General features: G+C 39.0%; 23 protein-coding genes. 8 read left to right on the forward strand and 15 right to left on the reverse strand.

Annotated features, from left to right (window positions below; all coding sequences use genetic code 11):
- Positions 1-104: 104 nt before the first annotated feature.
- From PZ638_RS04765 to PZ638_RS04775, 3 genes are read right to left on the reverse strand one after another with little or no spacing between them, the layout of a single operon-like run.
- The gene (locus tag PZ638_RS04765; protein WP_206277447.1) at positions 105-1,340 is read right to left on the reverse strand and encodes a c-type cytochrome; all 1,236 of its coding nucleotides are present in this window, start codon (positions 1,338-1,340) and stop codon (positions 105-107) included.
- Positions 1,337-1,888 (reverse strand): (2Fe-2S)-binding protein, encoded by a 552-nt coding sequence (locus tag PZ638_RS04770; protein WP_004260697.1) that lies wholly within the window; start codon positions 1,886-1,888, stop codon positions 1,337-1,339. The genes PZ638_RS04765 and PZ638_RS04770 overlap by 4 nt, the downstream gene beginning before the upstream one ends.
- On the reverse strand, positions 1,885-4,680 hold the full coding sequence (locus PZ638_RS04775) for a xanthine dehydrogenase family protein molybdopterin-binding subunit (RefSeq protein ID WP_164455169.1): 2,796 nt from the start codon (positions 4,678-4,680) through the stop codon (positions 1,885-1,887). The genes PZ638_RS04770 and PZ638_RS04775 overlap by 4 nt, the downstream gene beginning before the upstream one ends.
- Before the next feature lie 195 nt (positions 4,681-4,875).
- Here PZ638_RS04775 and PZ638_RS04780 point away from each other — a divergent pair, with 195 nt between their 5' ends.
- On the forward strand, positions 4,876-5,439 hold the full coding sequence (locus PZ638_RS04780) for a nucleotidyltransferase family protein (RefSeq protein ID WP_096863304.1): 564 nt from the start codon (positions 4,876-4,878) through the stop codon (positions 5,437-5,439).
- A gap of 9 nt (positions 5,440-5,448) precedes the next feature.
- Complete coding sequence (locus tag PZ638_RS04785) at positions 5,449-6,477, forward strand: XdhC family protein (RefSeq protein ID WP_094960926.1); 1,029 nt, start codon at positions 5,449-5,451, stop codon at positions 6,475-6,477.
- 64 nt (positions 6,478-6,541) lie between these two features.
- On the opposite strand, the gene PZ638_RS04790 is transcribed toward PZ638_RS04785, so the two are convergent.
- The 5 genes from PZ638_RS04790 to gltS all read right to left on the reverse strand — a co-directional run bounded on the left by PZ638_RS04790 (position 6,542) and on the right by gltS (position 12,440).
- A complete protein-coding gene (locus PZ638_RS04790; RefSeq protein ID WP_094960927.1) occupies positions 6,542-8,209 on the reverse strand; it encodes an alpha-keto acid decarboxylase family protein in 1,668 nt (555 codons plus the stop codon).
- A 250-nt stretch (positions 8,210-8,459) separates the two neighbouring features.
- A complete protein-coding gene (locus tag PZ638_RS04795; RefSeq protein ID WP_004260681.1) occupies positions 8,460-8,813 on the reverse strand; it encodes a RidA family protein in 354 nt (117 codons plus the stop codon).
- A gap of 2 nt (positions 8,814-8,815) precedes the next feature.
- Positions 8,816-10,057, reverse strand: a complete 1,242-nt coding sequence (locus PZ638_RS04800) for a D-amino acid dehydrogenase (protein ID WP_094960928.1) — start codon at positions 10,055-10,057, stop codon at positions 8,816-8,818.
- Between the two features lie 56 nt (positions 10,058-10,113).
- On the reverse strand, positions 10,114-11,022 hold the full coding sequence (locus PZ638_RS04805; RefSeq protein ID WP_004260676.1) for a LysR family transcriptional regulator: 909 nt from the start codon (positions 11,020-11,022) through the stop codon (positions 10,114-10,116).
- Between the two features lie 212 nt (positions 11,023-11,234).
- Complete coding sequence (gene gltS / locus PZ638_RS04810; protein WP_094960930.1) at positions 11,235-12,440, reverse strand: sodium/glutamate symporter; 1,206 nt, start codon at positions 12,438-12,440, stop codon at positions 11,235-11,237.
- Between the two features lie 665 nt (positions 12,441-13,105).
- Between gltS and PZ638_RS04815 the strand changes: the two genes are divergently transcribed.
- The gene (locus PZ638_RS04815) at positions 13,106-13,870 is read left to right on the forward strand and encodes an aminoglycoside adenylyltransferase domain-containing protein (protein ID WP_206277448.1); all 765 of its coding nucleotides are present in this window, start codon (positions 13,106-13,108) and stop codon (positions 13,868-13,870) included.
- A 128-nt stretch (positions 13,871-13,998) separates the two neighbouring features.
- Complete coding sequence (locus PZ638_RS04820; RefSeq protein WP_004260667.1) at positions 13,999-14,403, forward strand: RidA family protein; 405 nt, start codon at positions 13,999-14,001, stop codon at positions 14,401-14,403.
- A gap of 58 nt (positions 14,404-14,461) precedes the next feature.
- Here the strand turns inward: PZ638_RS04820 and PZ638_RS04825 are convergent, their stop codons facing one another.
- Together PZ638_RS04825 and PZ638_RS04830 are read right to left on the reverse strand one after the other, a co-directional pair.
- Positions 14,462-15,805 carry an NCS2 family permease gene (locus PZ638_RS04825; protein ID WP_004260651.1) on the reverse strand — a complete coding sequence of 448 codons (1,344 nt, stop codon included), beginning with the start codon at positions 15,803-15,805 and terminating at the stop codon, positions 14,462-14,464.
- Between the two features lie 41 nt (positions 15,806-15,846).
- The gene (locus PZ638_RS04830; protein WP_164564728.1) at positions 15,847-17,622 is read right to left on the reverse strand and encodes an adenine deaminase; all 1,776 of its coding nucleotides are present in this window, start codon (positions 17,620-17,622) and stop codon (positions 15,847-15,849) included.
- A gap of 145 nt (positions 17,623-17,767) precedes the next feature.
- On the opposite strand from PZ638_RS04830, the gene PZ638_RS04835 reads away from it, so the two are divergent.
- From PZ638_RS04835 to PZ638_RS04845, 3 genes are all read left to right on the forward strand, one after another.
- Positions 17,768-18,694, forward strand: a complete 927-nt coding sequence (locus PZ638_RS04835) for a LysR family transcriptional regulator (protein WP_004260644.1) — start codon at positions 17,768-17,770, stop codon at positions 18,692-18,694.
- Positions 18,695-18,858: 164 nt separating this feature from the next.
- On the forward strand, positions 18,859-19,752 hold the full coding sequence (locus tag PZ638_RS04840) for a hypothetical protein (protein WP_004260642.1): 894 nt from the start codon (positions 18,859-18,861) through the stop codon (positions 19,750-19,752).
- A 183-nt stretch (positions 19,753-19,935) separates the two neighbouring features.
- Positions 19,936-20,670, forward strand: coding sequence for a vWA domain-containing protein (locus PZ638_RS04845; protein WP_050763767.1), 735 nt, complete (start codon positions 19,936-19,938; stop codon positions 20,668-20,670).
- Between the two features lie 88 nt (positions 20,671-20,758).
- Here PZ638_RS04845 and efeB read toward each other — a convergent pair whose 3' ends face one another.
- The 5 genes from efeB to PZ638_RS04870 form a co-directional block, all read right to left on the reverse strand.
- Entirely contained in the window at positions 20,759-22,033 is a 1,275-nt protein-coding gene (gene efeB / locus PZ638_RS04850) for an iron uptake transporter deferrochelatase/peroxidase subunit (RefSeq protein WP_144140635.1), read from the reverse strand.
- 11 nt (positions 22,034-22,044) lie between these two features.
- Entirely contained in the window at positions 22,045-22,947 is a 903-nt protein-coding gene (locus tag PZ638_RS04855) for an EfeM/EfeO family lipoprotein (RefSeq protein WP_144140637.1), read from the reverse strand.
- Positions 22,940-23,773 carry an FTR1 family iron permease gene (locus PZ638_RS04860; RefSeq protein ID WP_144140639.1) on the reverse strand — a complete coding sequence of 278 codons (834 nt, stop codon included), beginning with the start codon at positions 23,771-23,773 and terminating at the stop codon, positions 22,940-22,942. Before PZ638_RS04860 ends, PZ638_RS04855 begins: the two co-directional genes overlap by 8 nt.
- 11 nt (positions 23,774-23,784) lie before the next feature.
- Complete coding sequence (locus PZ638_RS04865; RefSeq protein ID WP_144140641.1) at positions 23,785-24,120, reverse strand: cupredoxin domain-containing protein; 336 nt, start codon at positions 24,118-24,120, stop codon at positions 23,785-23,787.
- Positions 24,121-24,215: 95 nt separating this feature from the next.
- Positions 24,216-24,773 (reverse strand): iron transporter, encoded by a 558-nt coding sequence (locus PZ638_RS04870; RefSeq protein WP_144140643.1) that lies wholly within the window; start codon positions 24,771-24,773, stop codon positions 24,216-24,218.
- Between the two features lie 281 nt (positions 24,774-25,054).
- On the opposite strand from PZ638_RS04870, the gene PZ638_RS04875 reads away from it, so the two are divergent.
- Positions 25,055-25,984: a DUF7916 family protein gene (locus PZ638_RS04875; protein WP_036958384.1), complete on the forward strand. Its 930-nt coding sequence runs from the start codon at positions 25,055-25,057 to the stop codon at positions 25,982-25,984.
- Positions 25,985-26,093 lie beyond the last annotated feature (109 nt).

Raw genomic sequence — 26,093 nt, forward strand, 5'->3', positions numbered from 1 at the left:
TCAATATGCATTTAATTATATAAAGTATATTTACATTCGGTTATTAAATAGAAAACTATTGGGCTCGTTAAATACGAACAAGCCCGATAGTTCATTTTTTGTCATTATTGACGTAAGGATTTAACATGCTCCGGGGTGACATCAGCAGGTTGTCCTCCCCACTGAACGCGAAGGAAGTTCACTAAGTCACTAATTTGTTGGTCATTTAGCTTATTGGCAAACCCTGGCATGCTTTGCATATATTGGTTATTTGGGAACGCTTGCTCAGGCAAACCATCTAGAATCGCATTAATTAGGTTAGTGCTATCCACATCACGCAATGTTGAATTTCCTTTCATTGCCACCGCAACATTCGGTTTACCGCTACCGTCATAGGAGTGGCAACCTGAGCAGGTTTCTAAATAAATTTGGCGGCCTTGTGCATTACCTTCCCCCACCCTTAATGGCGAAGTTGCTGGCGGGTTATCGCCCATTAAATAGGTGGCTATGGCATTATTATCTTCTGGAGTTAAATGTTGAGAACTCAGATAAATTACAGGGTGCATATCACTGTAGGCGGAACCTTGTGGTGTGAGCCCAGTCATGAAAAACTGCTGTAAATCTTCTTTTGTCCATCCTCGTTCTGCAAGCGCTTGCGGGGTAATATCTGGAGCAACAAAACGACCTAAAGCACCCCCTTTCATAAAGTTATCTAAATCCATTTCTCCCAGCTTTCCTCTTGGCGTATGGCATTCGGCACAATGCTCTAATACGTTAACTAAATACTTACCACGTAGCCATTCAGGGGAGCTACCTTGTGAGCTATCGGGGAGTGGTTTATCGTTAAAAAACAATAAATTCCAGCCAATCATTGCCATGCGTTGGTTCAGTGGGAATGGCAATGAATTTTCAGGTGGCGCGACATCAATAGCTGGCTGGCTCATCAAATAACTGTAAATAGCGTCAGAATCTTCCCGAGTGATCCCTTTATAGGATGTATAAGGCATTGCCGGATAAAGATTTTTACTCGGTGGAGAGATACCTTGGGTCAGTGCTTTATAAAAATCATCTTTTGTCCAGCGGCCGATACCAAAATCGGCTGAGGGCGTTAAGTTACTGCTGTAGATGGTACCAAATGGGGTATCGAGTGGAAAACCACCAGCTAATGGTGCACCATCAGCACTGGTGTGACACGCAGCGCAGTCACCGGCAAGAGTGAGGTAACGGCCTCGCTCAATTTCTTGAGGCGTCGCAGTCACTTTTTGTACAGGGCCATCTAAGGTACGGCCTTCATACCAATACAGTACCGCCCAAACGATGATAGCGATAGCTATCAACCATAAAATAATTCGTTTGATCATTTTACTGCCTCCTTGATAAGACCAGGAGTCGCAAGAACCACATCGCGTACTGCTTCATAATAGCGTACATAACCAGTACAACGGCATATATGGTTATTTAGAGCTTGTTTGATAGCCTCTTCTAAGTCTGCTTCTGCAATCGGGTTTCGCTGAAGTTCTTCAATAAACACGGTCGCTGCATTTACAAAACCTGGGGTACAGTAGCCACACTGAAAACTGAAATTTTCAACAAAAGCTTGTTGAACCGGAGATAGTTTTACCTCTCCGTTTTCTTCTTTGGTGGCAGCCCCTTCGATAGTTCGGATGCTTTTATTATTGAAAAAATGTGCACCAGTAATACAGGTGCGGATTTCTTCGCTGGTACCAGATGGATTATCTAATATAACAACGCAAGCATGGCAAATGCCTTGGCCACAACCTAGGCGAGAACCTGTTAGGTCAACATATTCATGAAGAAAGTCTATCATCATGAGGCCTTCAGGCACGTCCATTGGTCCATACTGTTGGCCATTAATGGTTAAGGTGAGGGGAAGGAAATTTAGGCTCATGATATTACCTCTAAAATGTCTTTTGCGCGTACAGGCAAATGCAAGAAATGATGACCAGTTGCATCTGCAATGGCATTGACGATGGATGAAACTACCGGGATCATAACAACCTCAGCAACGCCTTTCGGCGGGTCAGTATCTGAAAGTCCTGGTAGGACTTCATTGGTTTGTTGCCAAACTGCAACATCACTGGCAAGCGGGAGATGATAACGGTTGAAGTTCCACGTCCCATTACCGGGACCATCTTCGTAGAGAGGTAAATATTCATGGAGTGCATGGCCGATACCCATTGCTAATCCACCTTGAATTTGTCCTGAAACCAGTTGTGGGACGATAAGATTACCGCATTCCACCACACTATGGTGATTCAGCAATTCGACTTGCCCAGTCGCTTTATCAATGGATAGCTCGCTAACGGTAGCGACGGCACTGTAGTAAGTGACTCCGGCATCATTTCTTTGTGTATCAGGGTAATAAGCTTTTTCGCGGTGGCAAACTTGGTATTCTTTATCGGCAAATCGTAGTGATAGCCCATCAATCGGTAAACGGCGAGTTTCACCCTGAATAGGGAAATCGGCTTCAGCCCATTGCCAGCGGTTAAATACGTGGCACACTGCGCCAGTTACCCCGCCCATTGCAAAAGTGCGTTCAATTAAGCGCGGTAAGCTAAGCACCTCAAGCCCATCAGCGGTTAAGCCTTCAGCAACCCAACGAGCATCTTCACGGCGAACAACTAGAGGGGCCGCTTGTCCGCCGCCAATCCCTTCTTGCCAAATTGACATGGCAGCTGGCCATAACCCATGTTCGAATATAAGGCGTGCGGCTGCTTCTGTGCTGTGGGTGAAATAATAGGCTGAATTACTCGCACTCGCAGGTGAGCAGTAGTTCGGTGTCCATAATGGGTTTTGTGCTAAGTGGTTTTGCTCATCTTGTGACATAGCAAATGGGTTACCTGTTGAGATCATCGGTAAAATTGACCAATCAACAACAGAAAAATGAGCTTGTTCCGCAGGCTTTCCTAACCATTTAGCGCAAACCACCGATTGGGACGTTGACATACCTGTACCAATTTCTGCGCCACTATGATAAATGGCTATTTTACCCTCGGGGGTAAGTTCTACGCGAGCAAAGGAGGATTCCGCACCTGTCCCAAAGTCTTTTTGCACACAAGAAATCCCTGTACCGAATAGTTTACCGCTATGTTTCGCTTCAAAGTCGGCTTTACGTTTGGCTCTGTCAGTCCACATTGGGTGAGCAGCACAGCGGGTTAACACTTCATCGGCACGAATTGCGCCGCCAGGAATTGCCCCTTGGGTATTTTTCATCCCAGATTTGATGATATTTTTAAGACGGAACTCGATGGGGTCTACTTTTAGGAGTTTTGCGGCTTCTTCCATTAACATATCGGTTGCTGCCATGGCTTGTAAAGTACCATAACCGCGAGCTGAACCCGCATCGACAGCTCTTGATGCAATACCGACCGCAGATAAATCACTACGGGGAATATAATAGATAGCTTGGGCCCCAGTAGCCCCGACCATGACAACGGAAGGCGTAAAATTACAGCGACCACCGCCGTCACCGATAAAAGAAGCTGAAAGGGCTTCAATTTTATGCGTTTTTTTATTAACCGCTAAGGTGTAATCCATATCGAAAGCATGGCGTTTGATGGTAGATTGAAATTGTTCATAACGGTCATTAGCTAGACGAATAGGGACTCCGTCTCCATATAATGTTGCCATCGCACCATAATAGGGGAATGGAGTGTGGTCTTTAGAACCATAACCAACGGTAAAACAAGGGTGTAGGAAAATTTGTTTAATTGGAAAATGCGATTTTGCCAACATCTCTGGTAATGATTCCGCAACTTCCTGCGGGGACTGTGTCGGAATAACAAGATGGAATGACTGTGTTTTGGCGTCGTACCAACCGTTAGCATTATCAGGCTCTAAGGCAGCAGTATCAATGGATTGAGAAAAGTATTTTCGTTTGAGCACTAACCAGTCTTCCGGTGGGTTTTCCAGTTGTTTAGCGAGCTCATCAGCATATAGCATGCCTTGTTGATCTAATTTTCCGCCTTCGCGACCTTCAGGCCAAACGGGTAAGTGCTTTTTCATGCCAATAGGGGAGATTGGCATATCTTTTAGGCTTGAATAAATATCTGGCTCATAAGGATTTTCATTGCCAATTCGCACGCCACGGTAGGTTCCCCATGGGTCTCGTTCTAATGGGCCAGTTACTGCGCCGTATTGGATAACATCGTCACGGAATTTTAAGGTTTCTTTGGCAAAACGGAATTTAGCAAAATCATGATAAATCAATAATGCGACGGCTTGGCCAAGGTAAGCGGGAGTTTTCCCTTCTGGAAGCAATAAATCATCACCATAAAATTCAGGGAAAGCAACGCCATCTTTTTCTAAGTCACTTGCAGTTACGATGCGGTCAGGCATCAGGCCATCTTTTAGCAGATCAAGGTTAAAGCCTTGGTAAATTTTATCGGCTTGAGTCACGCGGAGTAAAAATGCATGACCTTGCTGTTTTGGCCAGTGAGGGATATCACGTGCACGAATGTCTCTGGCGAAGACTTTTTCCCCTTGGACTTTGGCAAAACCATCAATACGAAATTTGATTTGTTTGTCGACCGGGTTCCAGTCAGGAGATTGAAGAATTTTTTCTTCGAATAGCACATCAAAAGCACGGCTATACAAAGGGGCTAAATAAACAGATATTCCCGCTATAACGGCACATTTTAGAAAGTGTCTGCGGGAGAGTTCGACATTGCTTTTGCTCATAATACACCCTTACACTTATTATTATTACATCGGTATTTTTATTTTTATAGTCATATCGAAAAAATTACTTGTATCACATTTATATTATACTTCTCTTAATAATTTTCAAATTAATGATAAGTAGTTCTTGTGATCTTACTGAATATACTTTATTTATGAGATACGCAATCAGTATATCGATTTAAAATAAAAACTATGAATATTGGTATTTTAATATTGGCAGCAGGAAAAAGTGAACGTTTTCAAAATGCTGGAGGTAAAGGAAGTAAATTAAATTTTATGCTTGAAAAAAATACAGTTTTTGAAAAAACACTATTAAATTCAATCGATAGTGAGCTTCCTGTGCATGTAGTGACACGGCCTGAGAATGAAGGTGTTATTAATAATTGTTTACAATTTAATATTCCATACTCGTTGATAAATAGTAATGGGTTAGGTGAATCAATCGCATTTGGTGTTAAAAATACGTCTAATTTAGATGGGTGGATAATTCATTTAGCGGATATGCCATACATCAATAGTCATTTATTTACTCGTATAGTGAATGAATTAAAACAGCATACATTAGTCAGGCCAATATATAATGGTTTGCCAGGCCATCCAGTGGGAATATCTGCAAAGCATTATACAGAATTAATTAATCTAGTAGGTGATGACGGTGCGAAATCAATATTAAGTCGTAATCTTGTTTATCAATTAGACATAAATGACGAAAATGTTGTAAAAGATATTGATTATCCGAGTGTTGATAACGATTAAGGAACGAATATGTTGCGTGAAGATGTTTTTGTTATCTCTCAAGCCCTTTCTTGGATAAAAAAAGAGCCCATATGGTTGTGTACGGTGCTAAGTACATATGGTTCCTCTCCTCGTAGCCCGGGCTCACTTCTTGTTGCAAAGGCAGATGGCCAGTATGTTGGTTCTTTATCAGGTGGTTGTATTGAAGAAGATTTTATTCAACGAATACAGCATGCTGAATACATTAAGAGCAGCCAAATTGTTCGCTATGGTCGCGGTGGTTTAGAAGCGAAAGTGAATTTACCTTGTGATGGTAGTTTAGATGTTTTAATTGAATATTTACCGAATAGTCAGGAAAGTGTTAGTTACCTTACGGAGATACATCAAGCGTTACTGGGATATACTGCAATCAGTAAAAAAATCACGTTGCCACAAAGGGGGGAGGTAAGCACGGTTAATAATCAACAAACCCCAACCCAAATAGAGCGGGAAGGGGAGAACATTCAATTATATATTGCCGCGCCGCCACGGTTAATTATTGCTGGGATCTCAAATGTAGGTATTTACTGTGCTAGTTTTGCAGCAACATTAGGGTTTGAGGTTATAATTTGTGAACACCGTGAAGATGAGCTATCGCGTTTTTCTGGGCAACTTTCTAGTCAATTTGAAGTCATTAAATTATTTCCAGCTCGCTATTTGGAATCCCAAAGCTGTACACCGAATACCGCTATTGTTTCTTTAACCCATGATCCTCGTATTGATGACCTGACACTAATGGAAGCAGTGAATACCCCAGCGTTTTATATTGGTGCAATGGGCTCAGTAAGAACGAGTGCTCGTCGTCGTGAACGTCTTATAGCATCTGGTGGGATGACGGAGGCGGAAATAGAACGCATCCATGCTCCCATTGGTATTCCTATCGGTAGCAAAACACCACCCGAAATAGCATTAGCGATAATGGCGGATATTGTAGCTCATAAAAATGGCGTAGTTTCATCTAGTTATGTTAGTGAAACGAAAAAAGTAATGGTTACAAATTCAATGTATTGTGATGTTTAAAGTTAAATTCCCACGCCTTATAAAGTTAAATGACCTTTATAAGGCGAAAGGACCTAAAACTAGTTTAGTTGGTATAAATAGAAGAAATAATTTCTCTCATTTTTATTAAATATTTTGAAGCATCATATCGGTCAGTGACTATTTCTATATAAGCTGCAGTGTCGAGTGTTTCGATAGCCTGTAAAGCCTCATCTAATTCATCGCAGGTTGTCACTTTTTTGCAATACCAATCGTCACATCCCAGTGCTAAAGGAAGTTGTGCGTAATTCCATTGCGCAACATCATTATAATAATATTCAGGTTCTTTACAGAATAGTCGTTCAATAAGATAGCCATCATTATTTAATATAAAGATAATGGGTTTTAATCCAAATCGTGCAAATTGACTAATTTCTTGCATAGTTAATTGATGAGCGCCTTCCCCTGTCGCTAAGATGACTCGACGTGACGGGGATGCTAAAGCGGCGCCCAGTGCAGCAGGTGTTGCCCAGCCAATAGATCCCCATAATGATTGGGAATGAAAAGATGCACCTTTAGGTAATAGTGAAAATGCTAAGCCCATTGAAAAGGTTCCAGTATCTGTAAATATTATATCATTAGGTCTAAACATTTTTTCTAAGCGAGGATATAGATATGATTCAGTTATTTCGTTTGTTTCTACGGCTATCGGTTGACCTAGTGATTGGGCCTTAGGACTTTTGTGTTGATTAAAAGAAGAGGTTGGCAGTGATAGCAATCTATTCTGCAAGGCTAAAACAACGTCTTTCATGGAAATATTATTGTAGCATTGGCCATCAATAATGACTTTATCTTCCATAATATGGATTATATTTTCGATTTTAATATTAGAGGTATAACAACCTGAATTAAAGTCAGACAGAATAGTGCCTATATTTATAACACAATCACTGCTTTCGACAAATGAAGTGACTTGAGGAGTTAATATTTGCCCTGTATACATTCCGATATATTGCGTATTAGTTTCATCTAATACACTTTTATCCATAAATAACGTGGTATAAGGAATTTTGGTTTTTTCAATGATTGTTTGTAAGGTATTTGCTACGCCTAAGCGCAAAGACATTGAGCCTGCTAATATGCAAGGTTGTTGGCTATTTATTAATTTATTTAAGATTAAAGGAATAATATTTTTTAGTGTTTCTGAGCAACTGTTTGGTATTAATGGAACAACATGATGAAATGGTTTAATTACAGTCTTTACAGCATAATCAGCAGGTAAGCCAAAATAAACTGGACGGCGTTCATGTAAGGCGCATGCGATTAACCGCTCAGCCTCTTCAATACAGTTTTCAGGGGTAATAATGGCATGAGCACAGACAATATGTTGGCTCATTTTATAAAAAACGTCATAGTTTCCATCCCCTAATGTGTGATGAGAAATACGCTGTTTCTTTTGTGTTAGGCTAGGAGGCATTCCAACAAGGTGAAATATAGGGACTCTTTCAGCATAAGAACCTGCTATTGCATTGAGAGCGCTTAATTCGCCAACGCCAAAGGTTGTTGATAGTGCAGCAACACCTTTAATTCTTGCATATCCGTCTGCAGCATACGCTGCGTTTAATTCGTTGCAATTGCCAACCCAACGTTGATGGGAGTTTGCACAAACACTATCATTTACAGGAAATGAATAATCACCAGGAACACCAAATATATCTTCAATGCCTAATTGATAGAGCTTAGATAAAATATATTCAACAACAGTTTCTTTCATTTAACTTCTCCAGTTAATAATTGTTTTTTACTTGATTTGTAATTATTTATATTAGCTATTTATTCTTATTGAAATCAATTCCATGATAGCTAATAAGGGAAGTAGTGAAAGTGTTATATTTTATAATGAGATTAATGGGGGTTATTAAATATATTATTTAATAAATTAATATAAATTAGTAGAGTAATAAAAAACAGTAGATCTTTTTAGACCTCACTGTTTTTTAGATTTAGAATACCGTTAAATAGGGTCAAGCCTGAGCGGCAATCACCATAATTTCTACTAGTACTTGTTCCCGAGCCATATTGGCTTCAACAGCTGCACGGGCAGGGCTATTTTCTATAGGCATCCAACTTTCCCATACCGCATTAAAGTCAGCAAAATCCCGTTTGATATCTTTAATCCAAACTTGGGCGGATAAAATACGTGTTTTATCACTGTTGCTTGCAGCAAGTAATGAATCAATCTTGGCAAAAACGTCTTTGGTTTGTTGTGTGATATCACCTGTTAGATCATTAGGTACTTGCCCTGATAAGTAAACTAAACCTGAATATTCAACGCTATCAGCTAAGCGTGGTTTTGGGTTGTTACGTTTTATGGACATGATTACCTCGTTAATCCAGTTAAAGAAATAGGGGGTTTTTGTTCAGTTATTAATTGGCTCAGTATTTCCGCGCTGCCTGCGGCAAGTGTAAACCCTAAACTGCCATGCCCAATATTAAGCCATAAATTTTTATAGGCAGTTTTTCCTAGTATCGGTGGGCCTTTCGGTGTTGAAGGGCGTAACCCACACCAACTTTCAGCATCGTCAATTTTAGGTAATTCAGGGAAGGTATTTTTAATAATATTCTTGAGTGCTTGTATTCTATTTTCACGTAAGCCTTGCTTGTCATAACCAATATCAACCATCGCAGCAATGCGTAATTGATCATTAAGTTTGGCATAGACAATTTTATTGCCGTAATCAGTCACGTTAATTTTCGGAACAATATGTTCTACCTGTGGGTATTCTACGCTTAAGCTATAGCCTTTTAACCCTAAAATTGGGACATTAATATTTAGTGGTTTTAACAATTCGCGGCTACCATTGCCGGCACAAACAATAAAATCATCAGCTTGGATAGTTCCCTGGTGAGTGGCTACTCCTGTAATGCAGTCATCTTGTTTAATGAAAGATTGAACATTATGTTGTAAGCAAAGATTAAATTGAGGCTGCGTGAGTAAATATTGCAGTAGGTTCTTACAGAATAAATAGCAATCTGCACTCTCATCATCAGGGGCATATATTGCACCTACCAGCTGAGACTGTATGTCTTTTAAAGAAGGTTCTAGCCCAACAATTTCAGAGGGTGTTAATATTTTTTGAAATTGTTTATCAACTGTTTCACTGGCTTTTTGAAAACTTTTATTATCTCGGTGGATAATTAATTTCCCTGATTTCTCCCAAGCAAAATCAGAAATATCACCATTGTTACGCCATTTATTCATTATTTCTTGGCTAAAAAGTGATAAACGTAAAAGATGAGCACCATTAATTTTATTGGTTTTACGGTTACAAGCTAATGTAAATTGTGCAAGCCAAGACCATTGTTGTATTGAAGGCGTTATTTTTAGATTTAAAGGAGAATTATTTTTCCCCATCCAACGTAGGCCTTGCAAAGGAACACCGGCGTCTGCAAGAGGAGATACATAGCGATAGCTGAGTTGCCCACCGTTAGCAAAACTGGTCTGCATGCCAACATCGGTATCTGATTCAACTAATGTTACGGTTTGGCCTGCTTTAATTAATGCATAGGCGGTGCTTAAACCAATTACACCAGCTCCAATAACCACCACATGTTTAGTCATAATAATCCGTAACCCATAATAACCAAGATGTTATTATTTAACGGTGAATAAGCTAATTAAACAATTGAGTTTTCATTACTAGAGTATAACTTTTGGTTAACTACTTTATTTCTTTTTTCAAGTGTGGATGCCAAAGTATTAACATAATTTTGTGCAGCTTTGGTTAATGGTTTGTCTGCGCGATGAAAAACAGATACGGCAAGATGTAAACCTTCTTTTAGTGGGTAAATCATTGACTCAGGTAGCGTATGTTCGGCTGAAAAAATATCCGTAATACTACAGCCTAAACCCGCTTGAACAAATTCTGCTGCCATATGGTAGGTATGAACACTAATATTTGATTCTGCAAACTCATGGCGCTTTTGTAATAGCTGAGATAAGGAGTCAGACCCAGGATGGATCCAACGCTCTTGGTCTATATCGGTGAGTGATACAGGGGAGTGCAATGGTAATTTGCTATCCACATAGACTAATGGGATATCAGCAATGGGAAGAACAGCAATGCCCCCTTCAATTTCAAGATTAAAGCCAATACCAATGTCGAGATCTTGTTGGGTTAATAACTGCAGAATATCCGTTGTATGATGTGTACCGATCGTGAGTTTGATATTGGGGTGTTTTTTAATAAATTGCGCGGTCACTTCAGGTACTAAGTTTAGCCCTAAGCTAGGTAGACAACCAATGGCTAGTTTACCTTGCGGATCACGTGATAAATTTTGCGCTAAAATTCTTAGTTTATCTAGATTTTGATAAACTTCTTTGGCTTCTTCAAATAGCAGGTTTGCCTCAGCCGTGGGAATTAACTTTCCTCTTATTCGCTGGAACAAGACTAAGCCAAGTTGTTGTTCTGCATGTTTTAAGGCCTTACTTGCCGCGGGTTGTGAGATATGTAAAACCTCCGCTGCACGAGTTAAAGAGCCACATGTCATGACCGCATAAAAAATATCGAGATGCCTTAATTTCATTTTCAGAAACCTACTATTTGCTTTGACTCACTGAAACCGACTATTGGTATTAATTCGCATATTCTACCGAATTAATACAAATTAATCTGAACAACTATTTATTTGGTACTGAAAATGATGAAAGGTAATTAGGCGGTTTAAATTCAATGGTGATAAAAAAGAGAAGGCCAGATGATATACATAGGTTATAGCCTGGCCTTTATGATTGCGTACTAGGTAAAATACGTGCCGATTTCGATAAAGATTTTAATTAAGATACTATTTGAAATATCGACAATAAATGCCCCTACCATTGGCACCACTAAAAATGCTTTATGAGAAGGACTGAATGCTTTAGTGACGGTCTGCATGTTAGCGATAGCGGTTGGTGTCGCACCCATTCCAAACCCGCAGTGCCCAGCACTAATAACAACTGCGTCATAGTCTTTACCCATCATTTTAAAGGTAACAAATGTTGCAAATAGAACCATAACTACCGTTTGGACAGCAATAATTATCAGAACAGGGCCTGCCATACTGGCGAGTTGACCGAATTTTAAGGACATTAGCGCCATTGCTAAGAATAATGACAAGGCAACGCTACCTAAAACATCAACAGTTGGTTCAAAAACTTCATGCTTAAATACATGGGTTAAGACGTTACGAATAATAATACCGACAAATAAGCACCAAACAAAGGTTGGTAATTGCATGACAGTATCTTTAAAAAACTCACTAATATAGCCACCGACAACAATACAGATAATCAGCATTGAGATGGTTTCAATAACATTATTAGCATTAATTTTTCGTTTGACACTCGGTTGTTCGAAGGCTTCAACGATCGTTTCTTTTTCGAGTTCAGTGCTTTTAGGGATTGAAACTTTTTTCAATAAATGACGAGCAACAGGGCCGCCAATTAACCCACCTAATACTAAACCTAGGGTTGCACATGCCATAGCTAATTCAACAGCACCAGTCACGCCATACTTATCAGCCAGTATTGGTCCCCAAGCTCCTGCGTTGCCGTGGCCACCCGTAAGTGTGATTGAGCCTGCAATTAAGCCAATAAATGGACTTTCATTAAGCATGACAGCCATTCCCATACCAACGGTATTTTGAATAGCAATTAAGATAGTCACTGCGATAGTTAATAAAATAAGCGGCTTACCACCTTTTATTAAACGCGAAAAATCTGAGCTCAATCCAATTGATGAAAAGAACGTAATCATTAAAATGCTTTGTAGTGAAGCATCAAAAGTAAATGAGTATCCAGCTGTTTTATCGACAATTAATAGAATGATAGCAACAATAAAACCGCCAACAACGGCTTCAGGAATATGGTTTTTTTGTAGAAAAGGAGTGTATTTTACAACAAACATACCAATCAATAGCGCCAAACAAGCGACTAATAAAGTGTAGCTGGCATCTAGGATCATTATTTTACCTCAAGTTAGTTTACCAGAACTTTCACCGTTGTTATTTAACATTAGCGATAAATTAAATTACTTTGCGTAACTTTTGTTTAACAATGAGTTTTGTTTGGGTATCTATAACTTTTAGTTAACTGCGACATTCTTATTTTTTCATTTGTCGAGTCATCCAATCCCGTAGTAAATTATTTATTTTCAATTTAACTATTTGTTAATTATGATTTTTTCTGTTTTATATGTATTTTGGTATCATTTATGTGGTGATTAATATTTGCACTGGTTTTATCTCGTGGTTATAAAGCCGTATTCAATATGAATGATGAGAAGTGTGATGTGCCGCATGTAAGATGTTTAGCAAATGTAGGAGAAGAGGGGGAATGCTACATGATGTAGAATGCGCTTAATAATTCAAATGAAAATTGATGTCTTGGACATTTCGTTTTGGCTCAGTATGCTAAACGATTAATTGCTTTTAACCTCAGTAGAATGAATGCGAATATTATTCATTAAAATAATAGTGTAATTCTATTTAAATATTATAGCTTAGTTTTTTAACCATTTTATTTATGCCATAAAAATAAGCTAGTGATTTAGTTATTGATTTTATTAAAGTTATTATTTTAATTACTATTTATAATAGTATTAGTATCATTAAATATGATAGGAGCGATATGATGGTGACTCCCCCCGAAGCAGAACAAGCATTGGTTATTCTGCGAAAACATTTTTCTGATTCATTAATTGCAGTTTATCTACACGGTTCCTCTGTTTCTAGTGGGTTACGGCCAATGAGTGATATTGATTTACTTGTGGTGATTGATAGCCCCGTGACTGATATTTGCCGTGAACAACTTGTACGAGATTTAATGGATATTTCTGGCTTATATCCGATTGATCCAAAAGGCCGGCGACCACTGGAAATTGTTGTATTCTTAACAAGTGAATTAAACATGCTTTCTTATCCTGCAAAATGTGAATTAATTTATGGAGAGTGGTTACGTACAGAGTACGAGCAAGGGGTATTTGAAGGACAAACTCAAGACCCTGAATTCACACTAATGTTAGCCCAAGCGTCACAAGAAGCAGTAAGTTTATGGCACAAGGAAATATACGGCTTACCTATTGTTGGCCTGCATGATATTCGCCGAGCTATGTTAGATTCACTCCCTAATTTAGAGTTATCTCTAAAAGGTGATGAGCGTAATGTTTTACTGACATTAGCACGCATGTGGTACACCATGGAAACGGGACTATTTATATCAAAGGATGAGGCTGCCATTTGGGCAATAGAACTCATGCCAGTGGAATTGGCCTCGGTGCTACTGGTAGCGAAAAAGGCCTATTTAACTGGTGTTTCTGTTGAATGGGAAAATCAACAGGTGGAAGTCACCTTGTGTGCGAACTATTTAGCTGAGCGTATTCGTGTTTATTCTTAGATGCACATAAGCCAGTGTGTCTTTTGATGCTTTTTTAATACAAATCAAATAACGTTTGCCTGATATTTAATGAATTGAAAAGTGAAAGTCTTATACTGCTTTACTGTTTTATTAACGATGGAACAAAAATGACTAAAAAATCGATAAATCCAGCGTCTGTCTTTAATTCTTTGCAGTATGGCTTTAGCCAAGCCGTAGAAACAACGGGAACCCGACAATTATTTTTATCGGGTCAGGTTGGTGTGAATGCTGCGGAAGAAACTGTTGCTGGGGGAATTTACGAACAAACCGTGCAATCATTAATTAATATTGAACATGTATTGCATGAGGCCGGTGGCGATTTATCTCATGTGGCTATGCTACGTATTTATATCAAAGAGGGCTTTAACAGCCATAAGGAACAAGCTGATATTGCGCGAGCATTAAAAGAAAAATTTCCAAATATGCCACCTGCATCTTCTTGGGTTATTGTTTCAGGGCTTTCCTTGCCAGAATGGTTAATAGAAATAGAAGCTCATGCAGTTTTGAACTAAATTTATTAGAATAGAAAAGCCGACAGTGGAAGTATCGGCTTTTCTGGCACTCGTGGTATTAGTGTTTTACTAATGTTGAGAAATAATAAATAAGAGGTACTGCAAGGATCCACAAGCTTATTGGAATTTCTCTCCATTTGCCTGCAACCGCTTTGATTAAAATATAAAATAACAGCCCACCTGCAATACCAGTACCAAAACTATTAGCGATTAACGTAATCATCACCATCATTAATACTGGTAAGCCATCAGTAAAATTGCCTAAGTCCACTTTTCGTAAGCCACTAAACATATTTAGTCCAATTAAAATTAGAGCTGGAGCTGTGGCTTGGGCTGGGATCATTAATGCGATAGGCGTAAATAACAGCATTAGTAAAAACATAAAGGCAGCAGCAAGGGCAGTCATACCTGTTTTACCCCCAGCTTCTGCGGCAGCGGAGGACTCAATGAGTGCGGTTGCCGCTGGAATACCTACCCAAGGGCCTAATGCAGCAGCAATTGAGTCAACGATAAAGGGGCGGTTAATATTTGGCATATTACCTTCTTTATCTAATAAGCCAGCCTCTCCGCCAACGGCTAAAGTTGTTCCCATGGTTGAGAAAAACTCAGCAGCAAAAAAGACAAATAAGAAAGGTAGGAAAGCGATATTTAATGCGCCAATTAAGTCTACATGCCCTAGTACAGGTGCCACAGAATGTGGAATACCAATAAAGCTTTCAGGCAATTTTGTGACGCCAAAAGGAATGCCTAAGAGAGTTGCAAATAAAATTGCCCATAAAATTCCGCCTGGTATTTTGCGAGCTTGTAGTGCAATCGCAACGAAAAAGCCTGCGAGTGCAACTAATGCGCCAGGAGAAAGGAAATCCCCAAGCATTAGTGCATTTGTTTTTGGGTTAGCAAGTACTAATCCTGCATTTCGAAAACCTAAAACGGCCACGAACAGACCAATTGATGCAGTTAATCCGAGTTTAATTGATTGAGGAACAGAGCGTGTAACAACCTCACGCAAGCCAAATTTAGTTAATAGGAAAAATAAAATTCCAGACCAACAAGCAATGCCGAGCCCTATTTGCCAGTCAATGCCTTCACTACCTGCGAGAGTAATACCGACAAGAACAGAGCCTCCGATACCGGGGCCAACAATAAATGGTAAATTCGCATAGAATGCCATTAATAAACTGGCAATGACGAAGACAATAATTGTTCCAGTGGTTGCTGCGCCTTTATCCATTCCTCCTGCGGCAAGTAAACCGGGGATCACGACTAGCAGATAAGCTGCAGCTAAAAAACCAGTAACTCCGGCTAAACACTCTGTTTTCACTGAACTCCCACGTTCACGTAAAGCAAAGCGTTTTTCCAGCCAACTCCCTGATGTTGGCGTATTTATTGAACTGTCAGCCATTAATAGGCTCTCCTATCATTATTTTTGATATTTTTAATTTTCTAAGCGTGCTTAACCGTATGGATAACAGCGTCAACGATTTGGCGTGTTGTTCCGTCAGTTAATCCTAAATCGGTTAAATGTGGCCCTGCATTGCAGGCAAGACAAGTTCCCTCAATGGCTTTAAATACGCGATAAGGTGGTTCCCAATCTGCAATTTCACTGCTTAATTCACGTAATTGACGAAACTGAGCGGCTAATTCAGGCGCGGGTAAATCAGATAACATCCCCGCTATTGGCATCGCAACATGGGCTAAAATTTGGCCATTTTGCACTAACGCCATACCTCCACCACTCTCGATTAATAAATTAGCAGCGATAGCCATATCATCGGGGTCACGTCCAAGAACAACGAGGTTATGTGAATCGTGTGAATAGCTTGTCGCAATGGCTCCGCGTAATTCACCCCAGCCCTCAAGTAAGGCTATTTGAGGTAAAGCATCGTGACGGCCGTGACGGTGTTGAACTCGAATAAGACTGAAATTATTCGGCAGTTGTACCACGCTATTTTTGATTTGTACGTCAACTTCTCCCCATTGGGTAAAGCGCGCCCCACGAATATGACGTAAACGCGCACTACCATTATTTATTTCATCAATTTTTAATGTGCAATCATTTGGGGTAATAGGTGAAAGTCGCATGGTATCGCGTGGAGGTAAAATGTCATTAGGCACATTTAATGCATTGATAAGCTGATTATTTTCAGCAATTTTTCGTCCAGACACATACACAGCTTTCGCTTTCAAAACTTCCAATGAATCGAAGATAACTAAATTTGCTTTTCTACCTGCGGCAATCAGGCCAAGGTCATGGCGTTGCAAGCGTATTGCAGCATTAAATGTAGCAAAGCGTAGTACGTCCGTTGCCGGCATTCCATGCTCAATTAAAAGGTTAAGTAACGCAATAATGCCACCTTTTTCAATTAACATATCGGGCGGAACATCATCCGTACATACTGTAATTTGCGATGATAAATGTGGTAAGGATTTTAATGCGGCAACAATATCGGGAAGAAGGTAAGGATGAGAGCCACGAATTTGTAATGTAAGGCCCGCACGCAGTTTTTCAAGGGCATCTTCAGCCGAGGTTAATTCGTGATCAGATGTGACTCCGGCAGCCAGATAAGCTTGGAGATCAGCCCCATTTAAACCTCTTGCATGGCCTTCTATAAGTTTACCTGATGTAATTCCTGCATTTAGAATTTCTTCCATTCTATCACTGCCATGGAGCACGCCAAACATATCCATAACTTCAGCCACACCGCGGACTTCCGGCCAACTCAGCATGGTTGACATCTCATCCCCAGCAAAGTCTGCACCAGACATTTCTAGGCCAGGTGTTGATGGTACTGATGAAGGGGCTGCAACCATAATATCTAGCGGCAAATTTCGGCTAGAATCAATGGCATAACGTACACCTTCTAGGCCTAGTACATTGGCGAGTTCATGGGGGTCCCAAAATACAGCAGTTGTTCCTTGAGCTAGAACTATCTCGGCATAGCGAACAGGAGGTAAGTGTGAGCTTTCTAAATGAACGTGAGTGTCTATTAAGCCGGGTGAAATGAAATAGCCTGATAAATCATGGACTTCATTTGCATCAGTACGGGTTCCAGTAGGGTGAACGCTAGCAATTAGGTTGCCGGTGATCCCGATATCTGCAAGGCGAACTTCACCTGTGACCATATCGACAATATTGGCATTAGCGAGTAAAAGGTCAAAAGGCTTTTCACCTTTAGCGGATTGAATGACGTGACGCCTGTTTTGTTCTGTTATGCTCATAAAAATACCATTCCTTCAATTTAATGACTGTTACTTTATGAGCAACGCAAACGTTTGCCAAGATGATAAAATTTATCATGCGATAAGAAATGGTTATAATGAACAGATATATTGGCTAATCCAATAAAAATAAAAGTACATTATTATGATAGAACCTTGGCAGAGACTGCCAGCACTTACGCTCAAACAACTACAGTATTTTGTGACATTAGCAAAACTGCGTCATTTTACCGAGACAGCAAATCGTCTAGCGGTGAGCCAACCTGCTTTGAGTAGTGCTTTGCGGCAAATAGAAACGGTTATTGGAGGAAAACTAATTAATCGTACCGCTTCATCCGTAACATTAACGGAGCTAGGCGCAGCAATTTTACCACATGCACAGCAAATACTGAGTGTTTCTCACCGTGCATTTAGTGAAATTCAAAAAATAATCGTGGAAGGTGGGGATGGAACATTGCGTATTGGGCTGGTTCCTTCCGTAAGTTCTTTGTTATTTCCTGCTGTACCTGAATTATTAACTCAATATTTTCCGAGGCTTAATATTGAGTTTTATGACCAAACGAATGACGCTTTGATTGATAAACTTATCAATCATGAAATTGATTTTGGCATTGGTGTGTTAGATAGCTCAGTGCCTCAAAATTTAAATATCTTTCCCTTGCAGGATGACCCTTTTGTTGCTGTTGTTCATCATGATGATGCCGTGTCTGCCAATGAATTTCACTTGCCGTGGAAATTGCTAAATAATCGTGATATTGCCGTATTTTCGAAAGGTAATATTCAACGTTTAGTTGCTGCTACGGTGGAAAGTCACCGACTAAAATTAAATATTCGTTATCAAGTAGATTATATTGAAACCTTGTATGGCTTAGTTCGTTCAAAATTAGCGATTGCTATTTTACCACTGCTTTATACTGTACATTTACGAGACCCGGAATTGAAAGTTTTGCAATTACAACAACCGGAGTTAACGCGCACAGTCGCTTTAATTCGTAATAGCGAGCAAGCGACGCCACTAATGGACGAGGTTTTTCAGGTATTGTTAAAAGTATTGCGTGATAACAACGTATGAGATTTATCAACTAAGGCAGATTACTACCGCATTTATCGTAAAGTTATTTTATTTGAATAACTGAATAATGGTTTCAATATCGATAATAATATCTTAAAGAGCGTTACAGATAGCGCTCACTTTTTATTTAATAAATTGATTTTAAAAAGCTTTGGAATAACTTTATGAATACTATACTAAAATATAGCTGTTTTATCGCCGCGGTTATATTACTTTCCGCTTGTGATGATATGGAGCTTTTAAGTGGTAAAGGTAAATTTTATTATAGTAACCCAAGCGCAAACACGATTAGGTTTAAGCTAGATGGTAAAGATTATGATGTTTTACCAGAAGATAAAGGTGTTGTTTTACTTTCTAGCGGGTTACACCAGTTAGAAAGCGATGAGGGTAACGTGACGGATTTTTTTGTCTTTGAAAATAACTCTGGCGGTATTATTAACCCAAATCATTTTGTTTATTACACATTGTCTGAAGTTTATGCTGTTGATGGCAAAGAAGAGAGGTTTAAACCTGCGAGTTACCCCATTACGATTAATGGGCACGAGCTTGAACTGCCAGTTCGCAGTTCTAATGCAACGCTTATTGATGGAAATATATTTAGGTGTAGCTACCCGGTTGGTGAAAATTTTCCAGATTCAATCACACTTTATGATGATAAGTTAGATGGAAATATTAAATCAAAGTGTTTTGATAAACATGAATTAATTGCCTATTTAGATAATGAATACGGACAAAATTTATTACCGGATCCTGCTAATCATGAAGCTGTGGATTCTATCAATGTGGTATTTATGTATGGAGTCCCAACTGTTACTTTTGATAATGAGGATGTACAGGCAAAGGCCGAAAAATTAATTCAGTTAGTTACGCGGTTAAAAAGTACCGATGATGTGAATATTCATGAAGAATTAAACCAAGAATTTCATCAGGCTATCACAGAATTAGTCCAGGAGCAGGCTCGAAGTGCTTCATCAAATTCTGTTGCGGAAAATATTAAATATAATCATTTCATTCAAGAAATTAATGTAGTAAGAGAAAATGGTATTTGGTTAAAATAGTAATCATTTAAGTAGATTTACTCTTTACATATTTACTCAAAAAACTATTTCGAGTAATAATTTTTTTGAAATTAATTAAGAAAATGCTTATTAATTATACAGAGTAATCTTATTTGAAATAATTGGCGAAAAAGCGAGATTGGGGTAGTTATATTTTTATTAACCTCACCAAGGAACTCGGCGATGAATTTATCCATACAATCTGTTTTCACCGTCATATCAGCTGTATTTTTGTTTTTATTTTCTTCTGTCGCTAGCAGTACAACTATTATTGATACCAAAAAGGAACCCGATGTTTTAGATTTAGTATTCATTCTTGATAAAAGTGGCTCTATGTCAGGTTTCGAGACTGATACAATTGGTGGATATAATAGTGTATTAACTGAAAATAAAGGAAAAAAAGCAAAAACCTACATTACAACTATTTTATTTAATGACAAAACAAGTTTACTCCATAATAGAGAACCCATTGCAAAAGTTTCTAATCTAACACTTGATGATTATCCTGTTGGTGGCTATACCGCATTGTTAGACGCAATAGGAGAAGGCATTGAAAAAATGCAAGAAAATAGAAAGGTTACTAAAAATAATAATGTCCTTTTTGTAATAATTACAGATGGGCAAGAAAATAGTAGCCGTAAATATTCCCAGGCGAAAATTAAAGCTATGATTAAGTCTGCTGAAACAGAAGATAAATGGGATTTTATTTTCTTAGGAGCCAATATTGATGCCATTTCTGAAGCGGAAAATATTGGGATTAAAAGTTCAAATGCCACTGGTTATGTGCAAGATGGGACAGGCTACGATAAAGCTTATCGTGCTGTAAATAAAGCGGTGGAAGCTAAACAAATGTCTGCGCCAATATCAGAGGACTGGAAACAGGAAGTCGAAGCGGATGTGAAGGAACGTAAAAAATAATAATGTGTTCAATTAAAAAGAGATGAATATCGCTTCGAATAAAGCCCTTACGGCAAATGCAATAAGGGCTTTCATTTTATAAATATAATTAGCTAGTTTGTTTTAAGGCTGTAAACATTTTTTCAGCAAGTGTGTCTTGTGCCGATTGGACTCCAGGTAATACAAAATAGTACCCTCCACCAAAAGGCTTGATATAACGTTCAAGTGGTTCACCATTGAGCCGTTTTTGAGTGTCAATAAAGCCTGTCTTTAAATTTTGTTGAAAAGAGACAAAAACTAAGCCCATATCGAGAGTTCCTGTTTCGGTTAACCCCAGTGAATAGCTATAACTTCTTCGCCTTAGTTTTGCGGTATAACGTTCAGGGTTACGAGGCTCTGCACGGCGCATATGGGAATCAAATAAAATACGGTCACCATGAGGATCTTTTTCAAACTCAGGATCATCATGCTCATTTTTCATGCCGATTGGTGCTCCTGAGTCTTTATGTCGGCCAAAATCATTTTCTTGATCTTCTAATGGTGTTCTATCCCAAAACTCTAAATTAAAACGAATGAGACGTACTGCTTGGTATGTCCCTCCGTCGCACCAAGACGGTTCTTGGCTGCCTTTTGTTATCCATATTAATTCGTTCATTAACGAATTGTCATCGGCAGGCGCATTTCCTGTTCCATCCTTAAAACCAAAAAGGTTGATAGGCGTTGAGTGGTTATCAATATCTCTTGCAGGTAAGAAACCATCTATTTTCCAGAGAGGAAAACTGTATGGCGAAATATGACGTAGGATGTCACGTAATGCATAGATAACGCTTTCTTGGCTATTCGCACATATTTGCAGAAGAAGATCACCACCACACCATTTTTGTTCTAGTCGATCGTTAGGAAAACTGGTCATTTCACTAAGATGTTTAGGCTTAATTTTATTTAAGCCGAATCGGTTATCAAAAAGAGAATTTCCTAAAGCAACGGTGATAGTTAGTGAGTCGGGTTGTTGTTGTGTCCCAAGAATACCTGATTCTGCCGGAGGCATCTTATCGTTATTGATTGACGGCTCTATTTGGGGTTGAGTTAAGTGAGCAATACGCTGAGTCAGTAAAGTAAAAAAAGTTTGTAATTGTTCGACAGAATTCGCTGTAGTATTAAATGCAATAAAAGTGGCATTTTTGGGTTCAGGCGTTAAAACACCGGCTTGGTGTAGCCCAAGATAATTGATTGCTTTGTTATAGGTGAGCTGGCAATTAGCAATTTTCCCTTGCGCTTTTAATGTTGGAGCCGCTAAAACTGCGCTACTAACTGCGAGCATTTTTAGGGCATTACGCCGAGACATTCCGTTGGTTTGCAATATACTACTAAGTTTAGCTTGCATAAATATATGCCTTAATATTTATAGTAAACATCGACATCAAGCTCAGCACGTAATTTCGCTAAGGTTTCAGCTTGCTGAGTGAGTAATGAATAAAGCGCCATTTTGTCTTTTAATTGTAATTGGCTATAAGGTTGGTATGTGGTATTTGACAGTTGATATGGCTGCATTATTTGGTTAATCAGCTGTTCATTTTGCTGTATTTTATCCAGTGTTTCTGGCTTGATAAAAGGTTTAAGAACCTCAACTATTTTTTTTGCTCCCTCTAAATTAGCGGCAATATCAGTTAAATCAGAAAAACTGTAGATATTTTCTTTACCACCCAATTTTGTTTCTAAGATCATTTCAATAAAATCAGCCGAGGCTTGCACAAGCTTGGGTATTTCGATGGTTTCAGTTGCTACTCGTTTATGCAAATCACGCCCTTTGAGTAATAGCTCTTGGTTTGCCGCTAACGCAAGTTTTGCATCCTTTTGCATAAATAGCTGGTACTCAACAAGATGAAACCCCGTAAAGCGATAATCTGTTTCTTTATCGAGGAAATAATCGGCTCTTGGGTTAATTGTCCTATCCGTATTACCAAATAAAATAATAATCGGGCGCACTGTTTCATAGTACTGGTGAGCTTGAATATATGCTGTTTGAGCTTGTTGCAGCTTCCCTTGCTGTAAACTCTGTTGTAACAATTCCAATTGTGTGATCATTTCTGCCAATTGATTAGTGGCAAAGGTTAAATAGGTTTGGATTGCATGTTGATATTTTTCTGGAGTGGGTATATCACCTTTAGCAATAATGATGTTGTCCCCTGTTTGCACAGGGGATCTTAGTGCTTTACTTTGAACCAAAGTAGGAATGGCAACACTGAGTATTAAGCTAAAAGACATCCATTTGATATTCCGCCTCAGTGAGCTAGACATTTTTTTTGCTCCGAACAAACAATGGGATCACAATAGCCCAATAAAGGACAAAGGTAATGACGCTGAGCCAAATCGGTTGTGAACGGTAGGCAAAGAAAGAAGAGATAAAATTGCCAGCAATACCAGAATCATCGAGAAATGCAGTTGTATCCCAAGCGGGGTAAATTAAAAACTCAGGGATAGCGAAATCATATTCAATCAGTAAGTTAGCACTTTCTTCTACACCTTTAAGTAAGAGAGATAATGCGAGGAATAATAAAATAACCCCAGTAACTTTAAAGAAGATAGACCACGAAATTAAGCGATTTGTTAGTAGGAAAACATAAAGTGTAAGACCTGCAATCGCAATTCCACCACCGACCTCGATAAAGAAAGTCGAGGCATTAGATGTGGTTAGCGACATAATAAAGCTAGATAGGAAGACGACGATTTCACTCCCTTCGCGGGCAATGGCAATAGCAATAATCAATGCGGCTCCCCACCAGTTATGGTGGGCGGCATTACGGCTTATTCCTGACTCAATTTCGGATTTCATTGAACTTCCATGTTTGTTCATCCAATACACCATTTGGACAATCAGAACACAGGCGAGTAACTCCATAAAAATCATAAATAGTGATTGCCCAGTGTCATCGAGGACATTGAATACACCATAAATGAGAAGCGCCAATAAGATTGAGGTTATAACCCCGATAGCGACACCAGCCCAAAGGTATTTCATACCATTATGTGCGTCAGGGTGACGTTTAATCCACGCATAAATAATGCCAATGACAAGTAGCGCTTCAAAGCTTTCACGCCAAACAACAAACAGAACTTGTCCCATGCTAAATCCTTTTATTTCGCAATTATCTCGCCTTTGGGGTGAGAAAGGTGGAAGTCATCAAAAAAAGTGTACGTACCAGGTTTCAGTGGTGCTATTACCACTACTGAGCTTGCACCCGGCGCTAAAACTTTTTCTTTTCTTAATTGAATGCTTTCAAACTCTGCGGGTTCAGTACCTGTGTTGATAATTTTAATGCGGATAATCGTTTTTGCAGGAACTTCAAGAACTCGCGGGATGAGATCACCATTTTTCATTTCTAATTCGACAGTATATTTTTCTGCAGCAAATGAAGATAAGGGAACTATTGTACAAGTGATAACCAGTAAAAAACTCAGTAATGTTTTCATTTTGGCTTGGTTTATCCTTTAATAACAACAAACAAAAAAGGGCTTACGCAAGATAACTCCCTTGGTTAAGCCCTTAACTAATTTTAATAAAAAAATTAGTAACTACCTTTACGGCCAATACCTGCGTAGTCAAAGTCCCAAGAGACTTCGAACGGTTGGAACCAAGGGGCTACACCTGTTTCTTTATCAATATGGCGGCCAAAGGCAACTTCTTTATTGTGTGATGGCGGGTAAATTTTATAGGTGACGCGGTATTTACCATTGCCATCTAATTTTATGTTTTCCCCATAATGAGGGCCATCACTCGCCACCATAGGCATAAATGTGCCTGTTTGAGTTTGTGGTTTATCACCGAGTTTAGTAACTGAATACTCAATGGTCAGGTAAGGGATCCAATCGCCTTCTGCAAAGCCATTTGGGTTATCTTCAACAGCGTGAATATCTGCTTCTAAGTGGACATCTGCTTTATCTGCAGCTAAGTGAGACATCGCATGATGGCCTTCTTCGGTATCCATTGTAATGGGCTGTAAATAAACACCTTGGATTTCCATTCCGTTTTTGATCACAGGGTGACCGAGAGGGTACTCTTGAGCGAATGCTGAGATTGAAAACAACGCGAGACCTGAAACAGCAGCTTTATAGGCGAGTTTCATTATTTTTGTCCTTACCATAAGTGATATAGAGTAGTAATGATAATCATTACTATTAATAAAAAACAAGTGATAATTTCTGATAAGTTGACAGCGCGTTGCTGAGAATGATTATTTTTATATAAAAATCTATGTGTTAGAAAAAGTTATTATTCTTCAAAAAATAACTTGCTAATAGTGTGCTCTATTAGGCAGTTTATTATTATCTACGTGATATATTTTGAATGTAGATATTCATGACAAATGAGTTTTTCATCAATTTTGTTGAAACTAAAGGTATAGCCATGCAACGACGTTATCTTGATTGTTCAGCTTCAGAAATCGCAAAATTCAATAAAAAGAATCTATTAGAATCAATTAAAGCCAGTGAAGGGCGAATATTGGTTTCTGAAACCATTGGTACAATTCAGCCTGTATTAATGACGGTAACGAATGCTGAATTAGCTGCAAGCCAAGGTGCCGATATCCTGTTGCTGAATGTTTTTGATGTTAATCAACCTATTATGCAAGGTCTGCCCGAAGGGATTGAACCCGAAGAAATCATTCGAACGCTTAAGCGTTTAACGGGGAGAGCAATAGGCGTTAATTTAGAGCCCGTACCTGAGGGATTTAATAATCCAACACAGGATGCGCAGTGGAAAATGTCAGAGGGGCGGTTAGCAACAGTAAAAAATGCCATTAAGTTAAAAGAAATGGGTGCTGACATTATTGTTTTAACGGGAAACCCTGGAAATGGAGTCACTAATCAGGAAATTAACCAGAGCCTTAAAGAGCTTAAAGCTGTTGTTGGCGAAGATATTGTGCTTATTACAGGGAAAATGCACGCGGCAGGGGTTTTGAATGCCTCGGCTGAGCAACTCATAACAGAAGATGATATTCGTACCTTTATTAACAGTGGTGCAGATATCATTTTGCTTCCGGCTCCAGGAACGGTCCCCGGGATCTCGTTAGAGTTTGTGCAAAAAATGGTGGGTTATTGCCATTCCCAAGGTGTGATGACAATGACAGCGATTGGGACTTCTCAAGAAGGCGCAGATTTACAAACTATTCGGCAAATAGCATTAATGTGTAAAATGGCCGGGACAGATTTACATCATATTGGTGATTCAGGGTATAACGGAATTGCATTACCTGAGAATATTTTAAATTATAGTATTGTGATCCGAGGGGTTAGGCACACTTACTCACGTATTGCTCGTTCAATTAATCGCTGATTGGCATTTTTAGGTGGTTTTTACAAAATGATTTGTGAAAATCACCGACTAAAAGCAAGATTTGTTTCTATCTATTCTAGATTTAAATTCATATTATTTTCGACAAAAA

Origin of the sequence: Providencia hangzhouensis (assembly GCF_029193595.2) — a bacterium.
Lineage (GTDB): Bacteria > Pseudomonadota > Gammaproteobacteria > Enterobacterales > Enterobacteriaceae > Providencia > Providencia hangzhouensis.